Annotated in this window: 17 protein-coding genes; 12 read left to right on the top strand and 5 right to left on the bottom strand. The window is 47.2% G+C overall.

The annotated features are described in order from the left end of the window. Positions 1 to 265: 265 nt before the first annotated feature. Both ACEN8J_RS12850 and ACEN8J_RS12845 read left to right on the top strand, forming a co-directional pair. Positions 266 to 703 carry a MarR family winged helix-turn-helix transcriptional regulator gene (locus tag ACEN8J_RS12850; protein ID WP_029514750.1) on the top strand — a complete coding sequence of 146 codons (438 nt, stop codon included), beginning with the start codon at positions 266 to 268 and terminating at the stop codon, positions 701 to 703. A gap of 21 nt (positions 704 to 724) precedes the next feature. Further along, entirely contained in the window at positions 725 to 1555 is an 831-nt protein-coding gene (locus ACEN8J_RS12845; RefSeq protein ID WP_029514749.1) for a DegV family protein, read from the top strand. A 74-nt stretch (positions 1556 to 1629) separates the two neighbouring features. On the opposite strand, the gene ACEN8J_RS12840 is transcribed toward ACEN8J_RS12845, so the two are convergent. The 3 genes from ACEN8J_RS12840 to ACEN8J_RS12830 all read right to left on the bottom strand — a co-directional run bounded on the left by ACEN8J_RS12840 (position 1630) and on the right by ACEN8J_RS12830 (position 5800). Then, positions 1630 to 2265: a hypothetical protein gene (locus ACEN8J_RS12840; protein WP_029514748.1), complete on the bottom strand. Its 636-nt coding sequence runs from the start codon at positions 2263 to 2265 to the stop codon at positions 1630 to 1632. Positions 2266 to 2476: 211 nt separating this feature from the next. Beyond that, the gene (locus ACEN8J_RS12835; protein ID WP_029514747.1) at positions 2477 to 3703 is read right to left on the bottom strand and encodes an MFS transporter; all 1227 of its coding nucleotides are present in this window, start codon (positions 3701 to 3703) and stop codon (positions 2477 to 2479) included. A gap of 69 nt (positions 3704 to 3772) precedes the next feature. Continuing rightward, positions 3773 to 5800, bottom strand: coding sequence for a beta-galactosidase (locus ACEN8J_RS12830; protein WP_029514746.1), 2028 nt, complete (start codon positions 5798 to 5800; stop codon positions 3773 to 3775). A 138-nt stretch (positions 5801 to 5938) separates the two neighbouring features. Here ACEN8J_RS12830 and ACEN8J_RS12825 point away from each other — a divergent pair, with 138 nt between their 5' ends. From ACEN8J_RS12825 to coaD, 8 genes are all read left to right on the top strand, one after another. After that, entirely contained in the window at positions 5939 to 6775 is an 837-nt protein-coding gene (locus ACEN8J_RS12825) for an AraC family transcriptional regulator (protein WP_029514745.1), read from the top strand. Positions 6776 to 6968: 193 nt separating this feature from the next. Continuing rightward, the gene (locus ACEN8J_RS12820) at positions 6969 to 8786 is read left to right on the top strand and encodes an APC family permease (protein WP_029514744.1); all 1818 of its coding nucleotides are present in this window, start codon (positions 6969 to 6971) and stop codon (positions 8784 to 8786) included. A 138-nt stretch (positions 8787 to 8924) separates the two neighbouring features. Then, positions 8925 to 10043, top strand: coding sequence for an acyltransferase family protein (locus ACEN8J_RS12815; RefSeq protein WP_069011385.1), 1119 nt, complete (start codon positions 8925 to 8927; stop codon positions 10041 to 10043). A gap of 171 nt (positions 10044 to 10214) precedes the next feature. Then, positions 10215 to 10847 carry a hypothetical protein gene (locus ACEN8J_RS12810; RefSeq protein WP_029514742.1) on the top strand — a complete coding sequence of 211 codons (633 nt, stop codon included), beginning with the start codon at positions 10215 to 10217 and terminating at the stop codon, positions 10845 to 10847. Next, positions 10840 to 11355 (top strand): accessory gene regulator ArgB-like protein, encoded by a 516-nt coding sequence (locus ACEN8J_RS12805; protein WP_029514741.1) that lies wholly within the window; start codon positions 10840 to 10842, stop codon positions 11353 to 11355. The genes ACEN8J_RS12810 and ACEN8J_RS12805 overlap by 8 nt, the downstream gene beginning before the upstream one ends. Positions 11356 to 11360: 5 nt before the next feature. Beyond that, positions 11361 to 11483, top strand: a complete 123-nt coding sequence (locus ACEN8J_RS12800; protein ID WP_023988155.1) for a cyclic lactone autoinducer peptide — start codon at positions 11361 to 11363, stop codon at positions 11481 to 11483. 314 nt (positions 11484 to 11797) lie between these two features. Beyond that, positions 11798 to 12439 carry a 16S rRNA (guanine(966)-N(2))-methyltransferase RsmD gene (gene rsmD, locus ACEN8J_RS12795; protein ID WP_029514740.1) on the top strand — a complete coding sequence of 214 codons (642 nt, stop codon included), beginning with the start codon at positions 11798 to 11800 and terminating at the stop codon, positions 12437 to 12439. Next, positions 12432 to 12953 (top strand): pantetheine-phosphate adenylyltransferase, encoded by a 522-nt coding sequence (gene coaD, locus ACEN8J_RS12790; RefSeq protein ID WP_029514739.1) that lies wholly within the window; start codon positions 12432 to 12434, stop codon positions 12951 to 12953. Before rsmD ends, coaD begins: the two co-directional genes overlap by 8 nt. Here the strand turns inward: coaD and ACEN8J_RS12785 are convergent. Beyond that, complete coding sequence (locus ACEN8J_RS12785; protein WP_029514738.1) at positions 12916 to 14199, bottom strand: nucleoside recognition domain-containing protein; 1284 nt, start codon at positions 14197 to 14199, stop codon at positions 12916 to 12918. The two genes, coaD and ACEN8J_RS12785, sit on opposite strands and share 38 nt — an antisense overlap. Positions 14200 to 14396: 197 nt before the next feature. Between ACEN8J_RS12785 and ACEN8J_RS12780 the strand changes: the two genes are divergently transcribed. Then, positions 14397 to 15428, top strand: a complete 1032-nt coding sequence (locus ACEN8J_RS12780; RefSeq protein WP_165147634.1) for a YlbL family protein — start codon at positions 14397 to 14399, stop codon at positions 15426 to 15428. Here the strand turns inward: ACEN8J_RS12780 and ACEN8J_RS12775 are convergent. After that, positions 15418 to 16653, bottom strand: coding sequence for a nucleotidyltransferase (locus ACEN8J_RS12775; RefSeq protein WP_165147631.1), 1236 nt, complete (start codon positions 16651 to 16653; stop codon positions 15418 to 15420). The genes ACEN8J_RS12780 and ACEN8J_RS12775 overlap by 11 nt on opposite strands. A 356-nt stretch (positions 16654 to 17009) precedes the next feature. Here ACEN8J_RS12775 and ACEN8J_RS12770 point away from each other — a divergent pair, with 356 nt between their 5' ends. Continuing rightward, positions 17010 to 17528 carry a YceD family protein gene (locus tag ACEN8J_RS12770; RefSeq protein ID WP_029515015.1) on the top strand — a complete coding sequence of 173 codons (519 nt, stop codon included), beginning with the start codon at positions 17010 to 17012 and terminating at the stop codon, positions 17526 to 17528. Positions 17529 to 17541: the final 13 nt, after the last annotated feature.

The raw sequence follows: 17541 nt of genomic DNA, 5'->3' as shown, positions 1-17541 counted from the left end.
TCATTTGGAGCTGCTCAAATCCCCCTTTTCCTTGAAATTCTATGATATAACACATTTCCAGAACCTCATAAAATAAAACACTCCTTGTTGTCTCCTCTGGGTGTCTCACAGTCCACGGTATAAAACCTCCTGTTACTGGACATTCAAGGGGGGGATAAAGTATAAAAATTCACAAATATTTCATTGTTATTATCGTGGGCAATTCATTATAGTACATAGTATTAATAGTTAACTGTATGTATTACGTGTGTTGCGGAGGTTCACTATGAAAGATTATGAACTAAGGGACGAATTGAGAGAATCCGTTAACCGGATTTATGACATGGAATTATTCAGTAGCCTGACGGAGCTTGTTCAGGGGGAAAACCATGTGCTTCAATATTTAGTTCAGCACCGGGATGATGAAATTAATCCTTCTTTGCTCAGCGATGATCTGCATGTATCCAGATCAAGAATTACGGCAGCGCTTACGGGATTAAGGAAAAAAGGCTATGTGACTATGGAAATGTCTGAGCATGACAGACGACGAATGTGTGTAAGGCTCACAGTAAATGGTGAATCCTTGATCAGACAGAAGCAAGAGAGAATTGAAGGTTATTTTGAAGCGCTTGTAGTAGGTTTGGGTGAGAAGAATGTGAAGGAATTTATACGGTTAATTGAGCTTTCTTTGAGTATTATGAACGCGCGTTCTATTGAAAAATAACATAATGTGAGGGTGTACCGGGTGAGATATAAAATAATAGCAGATAGCTGCTGTGATTTAACGAGAGAGCTTAGAGAAGAGATGCAGATTACTACGATCCCGTTAAATATGACGCTGGGAGATAAATGCTTCGTAGATGATGACACATTGGACTTACCTCAGTTTATGGAAGAAATGAGAGCCTGTACAACCAAAATTGGATCCGCATCACCGTCACCTATGCTATATAAGGAAGCCTTTCAAGGTGCGCATACTTCTTTTGCCATTACATTATCCAGCAACCTGTCCAGTTCGTATTCCAGTGCATTGGTAGGAAAAGATATGGCGGAAGAAGAGGGGGCGGATGTTCATGTATTTGATTCGAAAAGCGCTTCGGCTGGACAGCTCTTGTTAGCTCTAAAACTGCGCAAGTTGATTGACGAGGGATATCATAAAAGCGAAATTATTTCATCCTTGGAGAGCTTTATCAGCAAGATGAAAACCTACTTTGTTTTAGAAAATCTAGATAATTTGGTTAAGAACGGGCGGATGAATAAAATCACTGGAAAGATACTTTCACTCTTGCATATCAGGCCTATTTTAGGCTCGGATGGTGACGGTAATATCGCATTTTTTACTCAAGCACGCGGTCAGAATCAAATTATCGAAAAGCTCGCAGATACTATTGAAAAAAGTGGCCGGGCTACCGAAGGAGAAAGCATTGTCATTACTCACTGCAATAATCCTGGGCTGGCGGAAAAATTAATGAATGCGCTGAGGAAACGCTATCAATTTAAAGATATTCATATTGTGTCCACCAGAGGGATTAGTTCAATGTATGCCAATGACAAAGGGATCATTATGGCCTTTTAAAAATATTCAGGGTTTATCCTCGCTGTATGGATAAACCCTTTTTTAGTACACTGAGGCTTTGCGGGAGTTCAAGCCTATCCCAATTTTCTAATGAGGACAGAAGCGTTTATGCTGGCTTGAGTTCCTCCGGCTTGTGTTTGCAGGGTAACAGCAGTAGTAGAGCTATGGTTTCGCAGAGTAAGGACGTCACCGCATGCCAGAGCAAGGATGGCTTGCCCTGTGTTCTGTTGTGTCCCGGCTCCTGAGCCGTATACAGTTCCCACAGCCAGTGCTCCATTAATAAAGATGGCGAATTGGTTAGGTTCCACACCGGACACCGAAAAGTGAACTTCATATTTTCCAGTATCGGATACAGCAATCTGTGTAGTTCCTGGAACATGAGCAATTCCAGGAGTAAGTATACCGTTCGTATCCCAAATGACATCCCCTTCAATCGGAACAACTTGGGGCTTCACATTGTAAATATAACCAAACTGCGCTAAATCACCTATGGTTCCAGAATCCCCTTCAGGCCCTAAAGCACCATGATTAATATTCACACTTACAAGTTGCTTTTTGACGATAATATCTTTCCCAAACCCTTTCCGTTTTGAGCGGCTCTTTCTCTTTGGGGGCTTCTCCTCAAACTTTTTTTCTAACTTATCAAACCAGGCACGGACAAAAACATTTTTTTTACGGCCTTTTTTTCGTTTTAATTCAGGATGACCCAATACAAACACCTCCATATGGTTTGTTGTATACTACTCCATTCATCTAGAGGAGGCATGGATATCTGTCCTGTGATTCATAGGAAACGATCTATTTTGACTAAAAACAGGCTACTGTACAAGGTACATTCGTCTAGTATGTAAAAAAAGCACCTTTGAATGTGCACTTGGATGACAACCAAGGAACAGACAAAGGCACCAGTAGAGGTGTATATCATGATGAGGCGGTTTGAAGCCGCTTTTTGCGCACATATAGGGCGTACAAGATGCCCCCAAGCAGGCACAGGATACATGTGAAGCCTGCCAGCAACCACGCCGATGAGACTGCTCCACCACGATCCATGCTATTTCCGAGCCATAAAGGCAGCAGAGCTCCCCCAACTCCACCTGCGCCTATAAGCAGGCTGGTGGTAGATTCTTCGGTGCCTGGCATCATTTTGCTGGCAAAAACAAGTGCGATGGAAAAAATGCCCGACATGCCCAGCCCCAGCAGTGTGATAAGGACAAAGGCAACGGTAGTTCCCTTGATCAGTGGGAACACGCATAGCAGCACGGTCGCCGCCAGCGAGCTTAGGGCTACAAAGACACCATAGCCGTACCGATCAGCAATACTTCCTGCGAACAACCGTCCGGTAGCCATTGCTAGCCAGAAGCAGGTAACACTGAGTGCTGCCTCGGCTTGAGTGAGGCCCAGCCGTTCGATGAACATGGAGGGCAGGAAATTAGCTAGGCTCATCTCTGTTCCTACATAGATAAAGAAAAAGATGATAAATAGTGTAAGTAGCTTCCGATTGCCAATAGGGTTACCTTCAGAAGCCTTCTCCGTGGGTGACTTCAGTGAATTAGTCGAACGCTTAAGGCTGTTATCTCGGTGTTCCTGTGGGTCCAATACAGCGTCCAGCGGGCCGAAGGACCCGCGCAACCAAGCTATAATGGTCACGGCTGCAAACATGGAAATGATGGGAAAGGCCAATCGCCACCAACCGAGAGCGATAAGTTGGCTGGCGATAGCGGGCATAGCCAAAGCGCCAATCCCAAAAAAGACTTCCAGACGGCTCATCGCCGCGCCCGTTCCTTGAGTAATACCGCTGATAATAATCGTGCCAATGAGTGTTTCTACCATGCCGAAGCCAAACCCCGCTGCTGCACCGACGACATATAGCCAATCCCAAGGCGGCAGCAATGAGTATAGCACTTCAGCCGCGCACAGCAAAAGCAGGGCGAATACCAGACTTCGGCGTTTGCCGAAACTTCGGGCAAGCCACGGTGACAGCAGGACTCCAACCAGAAAACCGGAAAATTGAGCGAAGATTAGACTACCGCCATCCGTATAGTTTCTACCGTAATGCTCTAACAACACAGGCAGTAGGGAGCCTACAACCACGTGTGCCAGGCCGATTAAAAAATAAGACAAGCTGCCGATCCATAGCAGTCGTTTCATGATGAACTCCTTTGATACCTAGATTATACTCATGCAGCAAAGTGAACTGTATGTGTCAAATCTGAGTGATTATGATAGCTCCAGTACTTGAAAGCCGTAGCCTTCAATAGAAATATCTCCTTCCAGGTATTTACCGCTGATTAGCTCATTCCCTTTCTGATCATCCAGATGATATTGCTGCGTCTGGGCGTTATGATTCAGAATGAACAGATATGATTTTCCATCTTTGGTCCGTACAGTGGTTTCTACACCCGCAGGAGCGCGCAGCAGGGATGGAATCCCTTTTTGCTCACAAATGTAGCCCAGCAGGCCATCAAGGAAAGTCTCTTCAGGATCTGAAGCAACGTACCATGCCTCGCCTTGACCGAAACGATTGCGTGTCAGCACTGGCATGCCCTGATAGAAATCATCGCCGTATTCCGCCAGCACCTCGGCACCTTCGCTATGCAACAGGTCGCAGAGCAGACCACATTGATATTCACCTTGTAATACGCCCACCTTTTCTTTTAATACAATGCGATTGTATGATTCCGGCAGAAGCGCGTCAATTTCCTCCACCCAGATCCCGAGCAAGTTACGCAGTTTACCAGGATATCCTCCGGTTGTGACCAAATCGTTTTCATTTACAATGCCACTGAAAAAGGTCGTTACGAAGGTGCCTCCATGCTCTGTGAATTGTTCCAGCTTCTCGGCGGTACCTGGCTTGACCATGTAGAGTACAGGCGCGATAATGAGATCATATTTCTGGAAATTTGCATCAACGGAAATCAGGTCTATCTGTACGTTGCGCCGGAAGAGGGTCGCATAATACTTATGCACCTGATCCACATATTTCAAGGCGACAGAAGGACCGCTTGATTTTTCCAATGCCCACCAATTATCCCAATCAAACAAAATGGCTACTTTGGCATTGACGGTCGCGTCAAGTAGCGTGTTGCCTAATGCGCCAAGCTCACTGCCAAGCTGTGCCACCTCGCGAAATACACGTGTGTTCTCATGCCCGGCATGCTCAATAACAGCCCCGTGGAATTTCTCACATGCGCCGATTGAGCGGCGAAGCTGGAAGAACATGACCGTGTCCGCGCCATGCGCGACTGCCTGATAACTCCATAACCGCATAACGCCGGGCCGTTTAAGCGAATTATACGCCTGCCAGTTCTGCTGGCTCGGTGTTTGCTCCATCAGCATAAAGGGTTGCCCATCCTTCAAGCCGCGCATCAGATCGTGTGCCATCGCGGTATAGCTTGGCGGGGTATTAGCCGCAGGATAACTATCCCAAGATACAATATCCATGTGCTTAGCCCATTTAAAATAGTCCAGTTGTTTGAAAAATCCCATCAGATTGGTCGTTATCACGGCATGGGGAATATGTTTTTTAATCGCGTTGTATTCCAGCAGATAGCAATCCAGCATACTGTCTGAATTAAAACGTGCATAATCGAGGGATATGCCCTGAAAGGAGGAGTGATTTTCTCCCCAATGCTCGCTCAAATTATTTGGTGGCACGATTTCATCCCAATCATAGAAGGTATGACCCCAGAAGGAAGTATTCCACACCCGGTTTAGCTCTTCCAGTGATCCGTATTTTTGCTTGAGCCACACCCGGAATGCGGCCGCACAGTTATCACAATAGCAATCCCCACCGTACTCATTGGACACGTGCCACACGAGGATCGCGGGATGGTTTTTGTATCGTTCTGCAAGTTGGCCAGCCATCTGCTCCGCAAATTTTCGATACGTAGGACTGTTCGGACAAGAATTGTGGCGACCACCGAACTTCCGCTTCCGTCCGTCAGCGTCCACCCGGAGAACGTCGGGGTAGCGAGTAGCCATCCAAGCAGGATGCGCTGCCGTGCTAGTAGCTAGACAAACGAAGATATCGCTTTCATAAAGACTGTCAATCAATTGATCCAGCCATTCAAAATGATATGTGATTTCGTCGGATTGAATTTTGGCCCATGAGAATACGTTGACCGTGGCGATATCAATCCCTGCCTGCCTGAACATCCGTAAATCTTCCTGATGCGTGGCCTCATCCCATTGTTCAGGATTATAATCTCCACCGTAAAATACTTTAGGTAGTTTACTGCTTATCATGCCAATCACCTCTGTATATAAGAATAATTCTATCTTATAATACAAATAACTGCTTTTAAATATAATAAAATGAACGTGTATATAACAATATGGATCTACATGAGAAATACATACCCGCATACGCCGGAGGTGCTTTTTATGATTTTAACTCCCCATCATTTGCGATTTTTCCTGACTACGCGTGAGCACTCTTTACCCCTTTTTATTGAAAGTATCGGATTTAACAGCAGGCAGGAAGATGTGTCCCGTCCAGAGGGCTATCCGTGCTTTCACTGGATTCAGACGGTGTCTGGTGAAGGGATGTTTACATTTAAAGGGGGGACCTTTCGTCTGGGGGAGCAGTCTGGAGTTCTGCTGCTACCTGGGGAATCCCATGCATACAGACGGGCGACCAAGGTATGGCGAACGTTATACATTACATTTGACGGCCCCATCGCCGCTGCTGTACTGACTGCACTGGGGTTGAAGCATACGCGTGGGTATCATTGGGACCCGGATAGCGAGCTGCACAGTTTTGGGGAAACGATGCTTCATTCCATGGTTAGTGAACGTGATTTGTCTGGATTAGATGCTTCGGCCAATATGTATCGTTTTCTGACTCTGCTGCGTAAACATGGACAACATAGCTCGATGCCTTCCCTATCCCATAATGTGGAACGATTAACCCCTGTACTGGCCTTTATGGAGCAAAATTATGCCAGTCCAGATGTGGGTCTAGGCGATATGGCAGTTATGATGAATGTCAGCTCCCGTCATTTAAATACATTATTTAAGCAAGCGTTTGGTGTGACTTCGTATGCTTATCTGATTGTGATTCGGCTGCGGAAGGCCAAGGAAATGATGGCGGAATATCCGCAATTAACAGTAAAGGAGATTTCGGAGCGAGTGGGCTTCCGAGATACCAGTCATTTTGTGGCAACTTTTCGCCGAGCTGAAGGAATTACCCCGGAAAGGTTCAAATTACTGTATACATAAAGGTATTTTATCGAAATGCTCTTTCTTACTCGGGAATGCTCTTTTTAGGGAGCATTCCTTATTGTTTTTTTCAGGAAGAGGGAGTATAAAATAATAGTTCATTTGTTTCATCAATCTGATGTGCAGGTGACATAATAAACATAAGATCCATAATTCTTTTGCAAAACCCTCATCCAAAGAAGGAGTCAACGAAATGCTGAGCAAAGTCAAAAGATTATTAATCGGTCGTCCGCGAAAGTCGACGGCCCTTGAAGATGAGAAGCTGAATAAGCTCAAGGCACTGGCCATTCTGTCCTCAGATGCCTTATCCTCTGTAGCTTATGGAACGGAGCAAATTCTGCTGGTTTTAATTACAGCCGGCTTTGCTGCCCTATGGTATTCCATTCCTATATCCATTGCGGTATTGGGTTTGCTGATCATTCTGATCCTGTCTTATAGACAGACCATTTTTTCCTATCCTGGTGGCGGAGGAGCGTACATTGTTGCACAGGACAATTTGGGAAAGAGTCCGAGTCTGATTGCAGGCGGTTCTTTGCTGGTCGATTATATTCTGACGGTAGCAGTTAGCTCATCAGCAGGTACAGATGCCATTACATCGGCGTTCCCATCGTTACATGATCATCGGATCGCCATTGCTCTAATTATGATCATCTTTTTGACGATTATGAACTTGCGCGGAGTAACAGAATCTGCCTCAGTGCTGGCTGTACCGATTTACTTATTTGTTGTTGCCATATTTGTTTTGATTATTAGCGGTATCATTCATTACGTGGCAGGGGGAGCTCATGCTGCAGCACCGCAATTTGGAGCTACGGTATCCAACGTCAGCCTGTTCCTGTTACTGAAGGCGTTCAGCTCGGGTTGCTCGGCGTTAACTGGGGTAGAAGCTGTCTCGAATGCCATTCCGAACTTCCGCAAGCCAGCTGCCAAAAATGCAGCAACTACACTAATGATGATGGGTTTGATTCTCGGGTGTATGTTTATCGGAATCAGTTTGCTGGCTTATTGGTACGGTGTTCGTCCTAATCCGCATGAAACGGTCATTTCGCAAATTGCGAACGCCACTTTCGGGCGCGGTGTGATGTATTACATCATTCAGGGCGTGACGGCGCTCATCTTGTTTTTGGCGGCGAATACAGCCTATTCGGCCTTTCCATTGCTTGCTTTTATGCTCGCGAAGGACAAATACATGCCGCACATGTTCATGGTTCGTGGAGATCGGCTCGGATACTCTAATGGTATTTTGTTTCTGAGTATCTTCTCGGCATTGCTGGTCATCGTATTTGGCGGCAACACAGAAAATCTGATCCCGCTTTATGCGGTAGGGGTATTTATCCCGTTTACCCTTTCACAGCTTGGTATGATGATTCGCTGGATCAAGCTCAAACCGCCAGGCTGGATCGTCAAACTTGCTATTAATACGGTTGGGATGCTGACCACGCTGTCGATTACGCTCATCTTTATCTTCACCAAGTTTAGCCAGGTGTGGGTAGTCTTTATCTTCCTGCCTTTGGTTCTGTATTTCTTTATGAAGATCAACAGGCATTACAAAAATACGGCTGAACAACTGCGCATTGATATTACCAAGGATAAACCTATGGTGAAAGGCAATACGATTATTATTCCGGTGGCAGGCATTACGCGAGTCGTCATGAATACGATCAGCTATGCCAAAACCTTGTCGGACAATGTGGTAGCCGTATATGTGGGTGTGGATGATGATGCAATTCGCAAAATGGAACAGAAATGGGAAGAGTGGGATGTCGGTATACGTTTGGTCGTACTGAAATCCCGTTATCGCAGCATTATTAATCCGCTTCGCAAGTTCATCGATACAGTAGAGTGGAAAAAAGCAGACGAGGACCATATCACTGTTCTCATTCCACAATTCATCACCAAGCACTGGTGGGAAAATATTCTACACAATCAGACCAGCTTACTGATGAGAGCTTATTTAATTAATTATAAAGACGTGATCGTAACGACCGTACCTTTTCATTTAAACAAATGACAAAATGAACATCTTTTGGCCGCATTTCTTTGCGGTCGGAAGGTGTTTTTTTGCATAACGAGGATATTTACTTTAGTGATACATTTTGTGTATTATAGATACAAAATGTATCATTTGAGGCTGTTATGGAGGGATACGATGCCCGAAGCTAAGGGGAAAATGGAAGATGACAAGCTGCAATTTGTAGATACGCTAAGGGCGCTGGCTATTATTGGAGTTTTACTTGTGCATGTCAGCCAGCATGTGGACGGATTAAACGGTTGGTTGCAAAAAGGCTTGAGTATAGGAGCCAAAGGTGTCGCTTTATTTTATATGGCCAGCGCTTTTACGCTATTTTTGTCCTTAAGCAGACGTTCGGGTAACAAGAGTGAAAGAATTTCAGCTTACCTGATGCGTCGTTTTTTTCGGATTGCTCCTTTGTATTACGTGATGTTAGGAATCTATTTAGTTGTGAACGGGACAGGTCCACGATTTTGGCTTGGGGATCAGGAGGGAGTCACTGCCGCCAATATCGCAGCTCATGTCCTGTTTTTGAATGGTCTGAATCCGTACTGGATCAACAGCATTATCGGTGTGGAATGGTCCATTGCGGTGGAATGTATGTTTTATCTGTTTATCCCTCTATTATTTAAGCTGATCCGATCCGTCCGCCATGCGACGTGGTTTGTCGTGATGGCGCTTGTGGTAAGCTTGGGGCTAAATACGGTAAGTGTTCAATATCCATGGATTAGTGATCACTCTTTATGGGGGCACTATCTGTATTTATGGTTTCCGAATCAATTGCCTGTCTTTGGGCTAGGTATATTGTTGTTTTTCATTTGGAAAGACGAGCGGCATTGGAAAAGTATAGACCGAGTCAGTGGAGGTTTGCTGCTTGTTTCTGTGCTATTTTCATTTTTAGAAGGCATGACCGATGTTCTCATAGGTGTCGGGTTGCTGCTGGGAGCGTATGCTTTGTATCACTGGCAGCCGATATGGCTGCTTAATCGGGTATGGTCATGGATCGGCCGCCTTAGCTACAGCATGTATTTAACGCATATGCTGGCTCTGGGACTAATCGTACAGGTTAAAATACCTTTTGCTCCCCTAGTCAGCCTCACACTTATGTTTATCATGACGTTGCTAGTCACCATCGGACTATCTTGGTTTACCTACTCGTGGATTGAACAGCCCGGTATCCGTTGGGGGAAAAAGCTTATATCACGTATGAAGCCTGTGCGCAAGCAGGGAGATTCGGTCAAAGAAAGTGTTGCCTAAGCTACAACTTGAAGTGGCATCCGATAACATTTGGTTGAAGTGCTTGAATAAATTTATGAAATAATTGAAAAGACCTCTTGAAAAGTAGCTCCCAGCCCTTTATATTCGATGTACATCCAAGTTTTTGAATACACCGATGAGGTTTGTTGGAATTGTAAAGGAGATGCACGCATGCTTTTGAAGCCAATCGGCTTTTTGCTTTTCTCCACACTTGAGGGAGTCGCTGTTTTTGCGCTTATTTTGAGTATTTTTAAAGTTAAAATGACCCCTTATCTATGGCAGGCCATTTTTGTTAACCTGATTATGAATATGCAAAGTTATATGCTTAGAGAGGAGTTTTCCCTTTCGTATTTGGTGCCTGTCGTAAATATGCTGCTTTTTATTTTTTTACTCGCTACGGTCGTGAAGATTCCGATTGTGTGGTCCGGTATTATGACGGTTACAGGTTATTTTGCATATGCCGTTGTTCAGTCGGTACTCTTAAAAGTCATGTTCGGCAATCTTCCGGTTTCTGAGCTGCAGGATGGGTCCTTGAAGGGCTATCTGCTACAAGTGGTAAGCGCAGCAGTAGGACTGCTTATTTCATTGATGTTGTATCGAAAAGGGATCGGCTTTTCCCCTAATTTCAAGAAGCTTAAGTTCAAAGAAGAATATGGCATTGTCATCACGCTGATTATCCTGTCTCTCATTTCAACTTCTATTGTGCTCTATTATAACGAGGTATGGTTAAGTATGATATTTTTTGCACTGGTTTCGGGATTTTTCATCTATTATGCAATCGGAAAGGAATACCGGGATGATTGAAGCGATGGCTTTCAAACTTGCTAACCAGATCAAACGTACTGTGCCTGATCATCCGGCCTCTGTCGCGGTACTTAAATACGCACTTGCTCTCATTCTGAATGCGTCCCTGATCATTGTGTTGACACTATTCGCCTCATTCTTCACGGGGCGTATGGTAGAGGCTGTTACGATTCTCGTCGCTTTCGCCCTACTGCGCCAAATGTCAGGAGGCATTCATTTGAAAACGGGCATGACATGTGTGTTGGTGACCTCAGCAGCTTTTACTTACATATCCTGCATTGCCTTAAATAGTGGGTGGACAAACCTGTTTACCGGAATAGCTCTCATTTTCGTTTTATGTTTTGCCCCGTCCAGAATTGAAAAGCAGTCGCGCATTCCAGTACGGTTTTATCCCTTCTTGCGGCTGTTATCCTCCTTGCTTGTATGTACTAATTTTGTAATCGGTTCCTCTGTAGTGGCTGTTGCTTTTTTGGTCCAAAGCCTAACATTGATCCGGGGAAGGAGGTGAGTGGAATGATGAGAAAAATGGTATATGGGTTAGCCACATCGTTGTCTATGTTTGCTACATTTGCTGTATCAGTGGCGAGTTACGTGTATGTTTATCAAGGGGATACACCCGAGGAACTACTGAAATAAACAAAATGCCGAGATAGAAAAATGATACATAGAGAGCTGCTATTAAGCAGCTTCTTTTTATGCAAAAAAATCAGGCGCTCCATTTAAAGAGCGCCCGAATGGGAGAGGAGAAACCGGACGAAGAGCTTATGGGGAAACGTAAGTCTTCTCCGCGGTTGTCTACGACATTGGTTGAATGCCGATATCCTAAGGATGCCCAGGGAATGGTTTTTTATACCTGCCTCATCCTAAGTTTTTCAAACGGCGGTGCATGTGGTACGATAGCGTCATAATCTATGGTTATGAACACATATAGAAAATAGGTGAGTTTCAGCGTGAGAGTGGTATCAGGTAGTGCCAAAGGAAGGCCGTTAAAGGCAGTTCCCGGCACAGGGACGCGGCCAACCACGGATAAGGTCAAGGAAGCGCTATTTAGCATGATAGGTCCTTATTTTGATGGGGGAGTCGCACTTGATCTGTTTGCTGGCAGTGGCGGCCTGGGTATAGAGGCGCTTAGCCGGGGGATGGACAAGGCTGTTTTTATTGATATGGAATCCAAAAGCATTGATGTCATTAAAGAAAATTTGCGAAAAACTGGATTGGAAGGACAGGCTGAAGTGTTCCGCAATGATGCCGGACGAGCGCTCAAGGCGCTGGCAAAACGTGGAGCTCTTTTTGATGCTGTTTTTCTGGATCCGCCCTATCGTCTCAAACACGGAGATGAATTGATGAGCCGTATGGTTGAATTGAACTTGCTTCGTTCAGATGCAATCATCGTGCTGGAGTATGAATCGGGACATGAATATCCGGAAAGCTTCGGGCCGTTCGAACAGGTTAGAAAAGCAGTCTATGGGGAAACGGCGTTATCCATTTATCATTTTGCAGCCGATGCTTTATCGGATGTCGAAGAACATACAGAAGCCGGAGTGGTCAAGTTCGGCATCATCGAATCAGACGGGGAGGACCATCATGATTGAGCACAAACCACGTATTGCCGTATATCCGGGAACCTTTGATCCTGTGACAATGGGGCACCAGGATATTATTCAAAGAGCAGCCAGACAGTTTGATCTATTGATTGTCGCGGTTCTTAACAATATTAGTAAAAATCCGCTGTTTTCACTTGAGGAACGAATGGAGCTGCTGCGAACGGTAACTCGCAATATCCCGAACGTTGAGGTGGACAGCTTCCGTGATTTGACAGCTAATTATGTACGTCAAAAAGGGGCCCAAGTTATTGTCAGAGGAATCCGGTCGGTGACTGATTTTGAATATGAGCTGCAATTAGCCTCTACAAATCATAAGCTGAACCCGGATGCGGAAACGATCTTTATGATGACCAATCCGGCTTATTCATATCTGAGTTCCAGTATGGTGAAGGAAATTGCGCATTTTGATGGCAAGGTTGTAGATCTGGTGGCACCGGAGGTGGAAGACGCGCTGCGTGCAAAGGTCAACGCAAATCGCGGCGGCTCCACCATGAAGTCATAAAGGAAAAGGCCAGCAGGGTAACTATAATTGTACCCAGCAGCGCAATGGACAGTACGGTTAGTTGCCAGGGGTACATAGATGTTCCTTCTATTTGTGTTAGTAAGCTGCTGGCTTCGGCCATGACAGGATGCGTGGCGGATTCATTTACGCTTTCCGCAAAAGAAGACACAGAACTGCGACTGACGTAAGCGGGAATTGTATTGCTGACGATGCGGTTAAGCGGGACCCATGTCGCCAAGGTAAGTCCAAAAGCAATGATCCCATGGAGCACTCGTGACAAGGTGAAGGTGATACCCTTGTCGGAAGGTCTGGTGACGGCGGTAATTTGAAGCCAGCCGCACAGGCCGCCCCAGCCCAACACAGCACTGATCAGCGCTGCTTGTGTACGGAGATCGTAGGGCAGACGGCTGATTTCATAGGAACCCAGATGGATTTCCATCCAAGCAGGCCATATGAAAGAAAGCGATCCTTGGCCTGTGTATATGGACAGCAGTCGAATCAGTACGGAAAAGAAAATAATGAATCCACCTGTCACCATCAGCGTCTGTACAGCATGGGATACGGTTTCGCCCAACAGTTTTCCGAAGCTGCGGCCGTCCCGTTCTCTGGCAGAACGGGTAGCTTCCCATGCGGATCGGATCAGGGAGGGAGAAGTACGGGAAACTGAGGTGCGCCGAAGGGCAGCTGGCGTTTCCCGTTTTTGCAATTCTTTGGACGGTACAGGTAGTCTGGCGGTGATCCAGCCTGCCAGCAGCCCGGAAATCCAGTGAACGGCAAGTAACATCACGCCTACGGCAGCATTGTGCAGTAGCCCTGTCCCGATGACGAGCAGGATGGTAATCGGATTGCAGAAATGAGCGATGGCGGTTAGACGTCGAAGCTGAAGCGCGGTCATATCTTCCTGTTGTGACCATTGGCGTACTGCTTCCGCAGCAGCCGGGAATCCCGCGGTCAGGCCGAGGGCCAACACCCAGCCGCTTCGTCCGGGTAGACGGAACCAGAATCGCATAAACGGTTCCAGCAGGACACCTAGTCCATGTACTAGACCAAAGGCGATGAGCATTTCGGACAGCATCAAAAAAGGTAGCATAGCTGGGAAAATAATATTCCACCATAGCTTAAGGCCTTGAGTAGAGGCTTGAAATACTTTTTCTGGTGAGGCGACAACAGCCAGTACAAGCAAAATGGCTCCGAGGCCAAGCAGTACGGTTGTCCAATAAGGAGCGGAATGGGCTTCCTTTTGCATCAAAAAATTCACCTCTCATAAATATGCTAAGGAGAGTCGGATGCTATCTCCAGCGTTTATTCACGTTCGCTGTCTTGGGATAGGTTGTTCGTATACGTTGTCGTAAATAATGTATGCTTTTTTGAAAGGCTTGAGAACAGGTGCACAGAGGCACTTGGATAAGATGGGAGAAGTTAGGCTGGAAGGGGGGAGAAGCAATGAAACGAATAAACCGGAAAAGAGCTTTTTTTACAACCGGTTATGTCTTAATGCTGGCTGCAATGGTCTATGTGCTGGTCTATATGCCAACCCCTTATCTGATCTACGGACCAGGTGGGGCAAATGAGATTAAACCGATGGTTAGAGTTCGGGAGGGTGACAGCATCGAACGGGGGGCCTTTATGATGACGACGGTATCGGCGCGTTATGCCAATGTTATCATGTTGGGCCTGTCCAAGTTGGACCGCAATTCGGAGATTCAGCGCAAAGAGGATCGTCTGCATGGAAGAAGTGAAGACGAATATGCGGCAGAACAGGTATGGTATATGGGGGATTCCCAGTCTTCCGCGATGGAGGCTGCCTACACCCGTGCCCATGTCCCCTATCGCATTGTGCCGGATTACGTGTATGTATTTAAGGTCCCGGGATCGAGCAGCGTGTTTGACCCCGGGGATGAAATATTGGAGCTGAACGGCGTGAGGGTGACCGATAATCGTTCCATTCGGAAGGCTTTGGAGGACGAAAAACCGGGAATAATGGCTAAAGTGAAGCTAAAGCGCGATGGAAAGTTGCTGTCCGTGCAAGCTCCTTTAACGACCATTACGGACAGTGAGACGGGCAAGCAACGTTCCGGATTTGGCGTCAGTATTGCCACGGTACAGAAGGTAGAGCCGAAGGATGGACGTAAAACGATTCATTTTACATCTACGGATGTTGGCGGTCCTTCGGCAGGTTTGATGTTTACCATGGAAATCTATAACCAACTGACACCAGGTGATTTGAGTAAGGGATATCGTGTAGCCGGTACGGGTACCATTGATAAGGACGGTCAGGTTGGAGCGATTGGTGGTGCAAAGTATAAAATAGTTGCTGCTGACCGTCAGGGTGCGGATTTGTTTTTCGTCCCTGCGGATAATTATAAAGAGGCCAAGACCAAAGCTGAGCAAATTGGAACCCGGATGAAGCTTGTTCCGGTTCGCAAACTTGGCGATGCGCTGAATTATATGGAAAAGCTGCCCATCAAACCATAATGGGCGGTCGCAAGTAATCAGCATACATGTCGCGGATGGCGGGGCGTGGCATCCCGGCTGCATGTATGGCGGCTGCGGCTGTATCCCAGTCCAGATGAGGATGTGATCCGGCAGACAGCTTGACCCATACCGGAAGGGTGGCTGTCTGCTTCATACGTGCCAGCAGTTCGCGTCCAGCCCTGTTAAAGCCAAGCACGCGCATATAGCCCGGACCTTTCGCCAGCTCAGCCGGAGTCATATCGGCTTTGGCATGATTTAGCAAAATATGTGCACACATCCGCTGGAGCTTCGTACGAGTATAGCGCCTTGTCTTGATCGCGGCGAGCAGGGCCTCCACAGAGGGCTGGGGCAGCGTGTAAAGCGATTGTCGCAGACGATGCTCCAGCCCTTCGGTGACCTCGTGCAGCTCCGCCAGCTGCTGCGAGCTACGTGTGATCAGGGCGTTCAGCAGCGGCTGGCTGAACGCTTCCCAATGCAGCGGAGCGCGTTCGGCTTGCCACTCGCGCCGCAAAATCCCCAGTGTCGCCGCAGGTATGTATGGCGACGCGGCCTCCGGCCCGCCGTCCAGCAGCAGACGGCGAATGGCCGTGGCACTGGCGATGACTCCGTCCGCAGGGGCCACGGCTTCATGGTAGCCCGATCCCGTGCGGGCTACCGTGAAGGGCTTGATTGTGCTGCCCAGCCGTTCCAGCGCAATCAAGTAATGCAGCCCCAACGTATTGTTGGGCTGCTGCATGAGGGCGGCGAGCGCAGCGCCGTCCGCTCCTTCGGCCGCGAGCGCGGCTGCGGCTCCCGCGTAGGCAGCGGGATAGCTCGCGCCGCTGCTCAGGCGCTGCGCGATGCCGGCCTTGAGCTCGGCCGGCTCTGCCGCCAGCACGCGGGCCAGCGCGCGCAGCGGGGCGATGTCTCCGCTCTCGCTGCCGAAGCAGAGCGCGTCTACGATGCCTGTCGCATGGAGCAGGGCGATTGCTCCGCGGGCAAACCATTCTGCAGGCTGGACGGCATAGGCCACAGGCAGCTCCAGAACGAGGTCCACACCCATGGCGAGTGCCATTTCGGTGCGGGACCATTTGTCTGTAATCGCGGGTTCACCTCGCTGAAGGAAAGGACCACTCATCACAGCCACTGTGCGCTGTGCACCAGTGATGCGAAGAGATTCCTCCCAGTGATGGACATGTCCGTTATGCAGGGGATTGTACTCTACAATCATACCGAGTGTTTTCAAGACCGTATGTCGGCTCCTTTCTTATAGTAGCTTATTGGATAACTATTTTGACAATAATGGTTAAGTACCCGTGAATGATTGTTTTCAGGGCAGCTATACTGATTTTTCAGCATCGGCATGAACAAGACCATTGAGACCTGGACGAAAAAGCTTTATACTCGCATTATTGTACACGAAGAGTGGCGGGGGTACGAATACTCATCAGTACATGTTTAGCACAATGCATTTTTGCTTCTGCATAAAACTTGTCGAACCATTGGAAAACCGGTGGATTTGTGAGTGGTGTAAAGTGAAAGGTGTTGACAAACGACTCGATCAGTCGGTATAATAATTTTTGTTTGTTTGGAGTGATAGTGATGCAACTATTTTTTCGCAAAGTAGCAACAAGTGACGGTCCTTTTCCTATCCGTGAATCTCTTAATGTGAGTGAATTGGTGGATGATCGTGCTGATGTTACGGCCGTTTCCCCGCTGGAGACCGACTTGGTCGCCGTTAGTCTGGGTCAAGGGTTGATGAGCGTGGAAGGCACGTTGACCGCAGGTCTGGACATGCTCTGCTCACGCTGTTTAAGCCCGATGCACGAGGATTTAAAGATTGAATTCCGTGAACGGTTCAAGCAAACCTCTTCGAGTGTTGAAGAGGAGGATGAAGATGGCGATTTTATCGCAGTGACGGAGGACTCCTTCGACATTGCACCGTATTGTGAAGAACTGTTTGTACTGCATGTGCCGTTTGCGCCTTTGTGCAGTGAGGATTGTCAGGGAATCGCACCAAAGACCGGACAAAACTGGAGTATTGGCTCCGATGACAGTAGCGATGGCGATACGGAAAAGATTGATCCGCGTCTGGCAGGGCTTAAGGATTTTTTTAAATGAGAATTGAGTTCAA

Source organism: Paenibacillus sp. Paensp38 (assembly GCF_059491915.1).
Note: the sequence above shows the minus strand (reverse complement) of the source record. Positions and strands in the feature narration are given on the sequence as shown.

Excerpts from the sequence above, each read along its gene's own strand:
- ACEN8J_RS12850 (WP_029514750.1), top strand. The coding sequence starts at position 266 with ATGAAAGATTATGAACTAAGGGACGAATTGAGAGAATCCGTTAACCGG.
- ACEN8J_RS12835 (WP_029514747.1), bottom strand. The coding sequence starts at position 3,703 with ATGAAACGACTGCTATGGATCGGCAGCTTGTCTTATTTTTTAATCGGC.
- ACEN8J_RS12830 (WP_029514746.1), bottom strand. The coding sequence starts at position 5,800 with ATGATAAGCAGTAAACTACCTAAAGTATTTTACGGTGGAGATTATAAT.
- ACEN8J_RS12825 (WP_029514745.1), top strand. The coding sequence starts at position 5,939 with ATGATTTTAACTCCCCATCATTTGCGATTTTTCCTGACTACGCGTGAG.
- ACEN8J_RS12820 (WP_029514744.1), top strand. The coding sequence starts at position 6,969 with ATGCTGAGCAAAGTCAAAAGATTATTAATCGGTCGTCCGCGAAAGTCG.
- ACEN8J_RS12815 (WP_069011385.1), top strand. The coding sequence starts at position 8,925 with ATGCCCGAAGCTAAGGGGAAAATGGAAGATGACAAGCTGCAATTTGTA.
- ACEN8J_RS12810 (WP_029514742.1), top strand. The coding sequence starts at position 10,215 with ATGCTTTTGAAGCCAATCGGCTTTTTGCTTTTCTCCACACTTGAGGGA.
- ACEN8J_RS12805 (WP_029514741.1), top strand. The coding sequence starts at position 10,840 with ATGATTGAAGCGATGGCTTTCAAACTTGCTAACCAGATCAAACGTACT.
- ACEN8J_RS12800 (WP_023988155.1), top strand. The coding sequence starts at position 11,361 with ATGATGAGAAAAATGGTATATGGGTTAGCCACATCGTTGTCTATGTTT.
- coaD (WP_029514739.1), top strand. The coding sequence starts at position 12,432 with ATGATTGAGCACAAACCACGTATTGCCGTATATCCGGGAACCTTTGAT.
- ACEN8J_RS12785 (WP_029514738.1), bottom strand. The coding sequence starts at position 14,199 with ATGCAAAAGGAAGCCCATTCCGCTCCTTATTGGACAACCGTACTGCTT.
- ACEN8J_RS12780 (WP_165147634.1), top strand. The coding sequence starts at position 14,397 with ATGAAACGAATAAACCGGAAAAGAGCTTTTTTTACAACCGGTTATGTC.
- ACEN8J_RS12770 (WP_029515015.1), top strand. The coding sequence starts at position 17,010 with ATGCAACTATTTTTTCGCAAAGTAGCAACAAGTGACGGTCCTTTTCCT.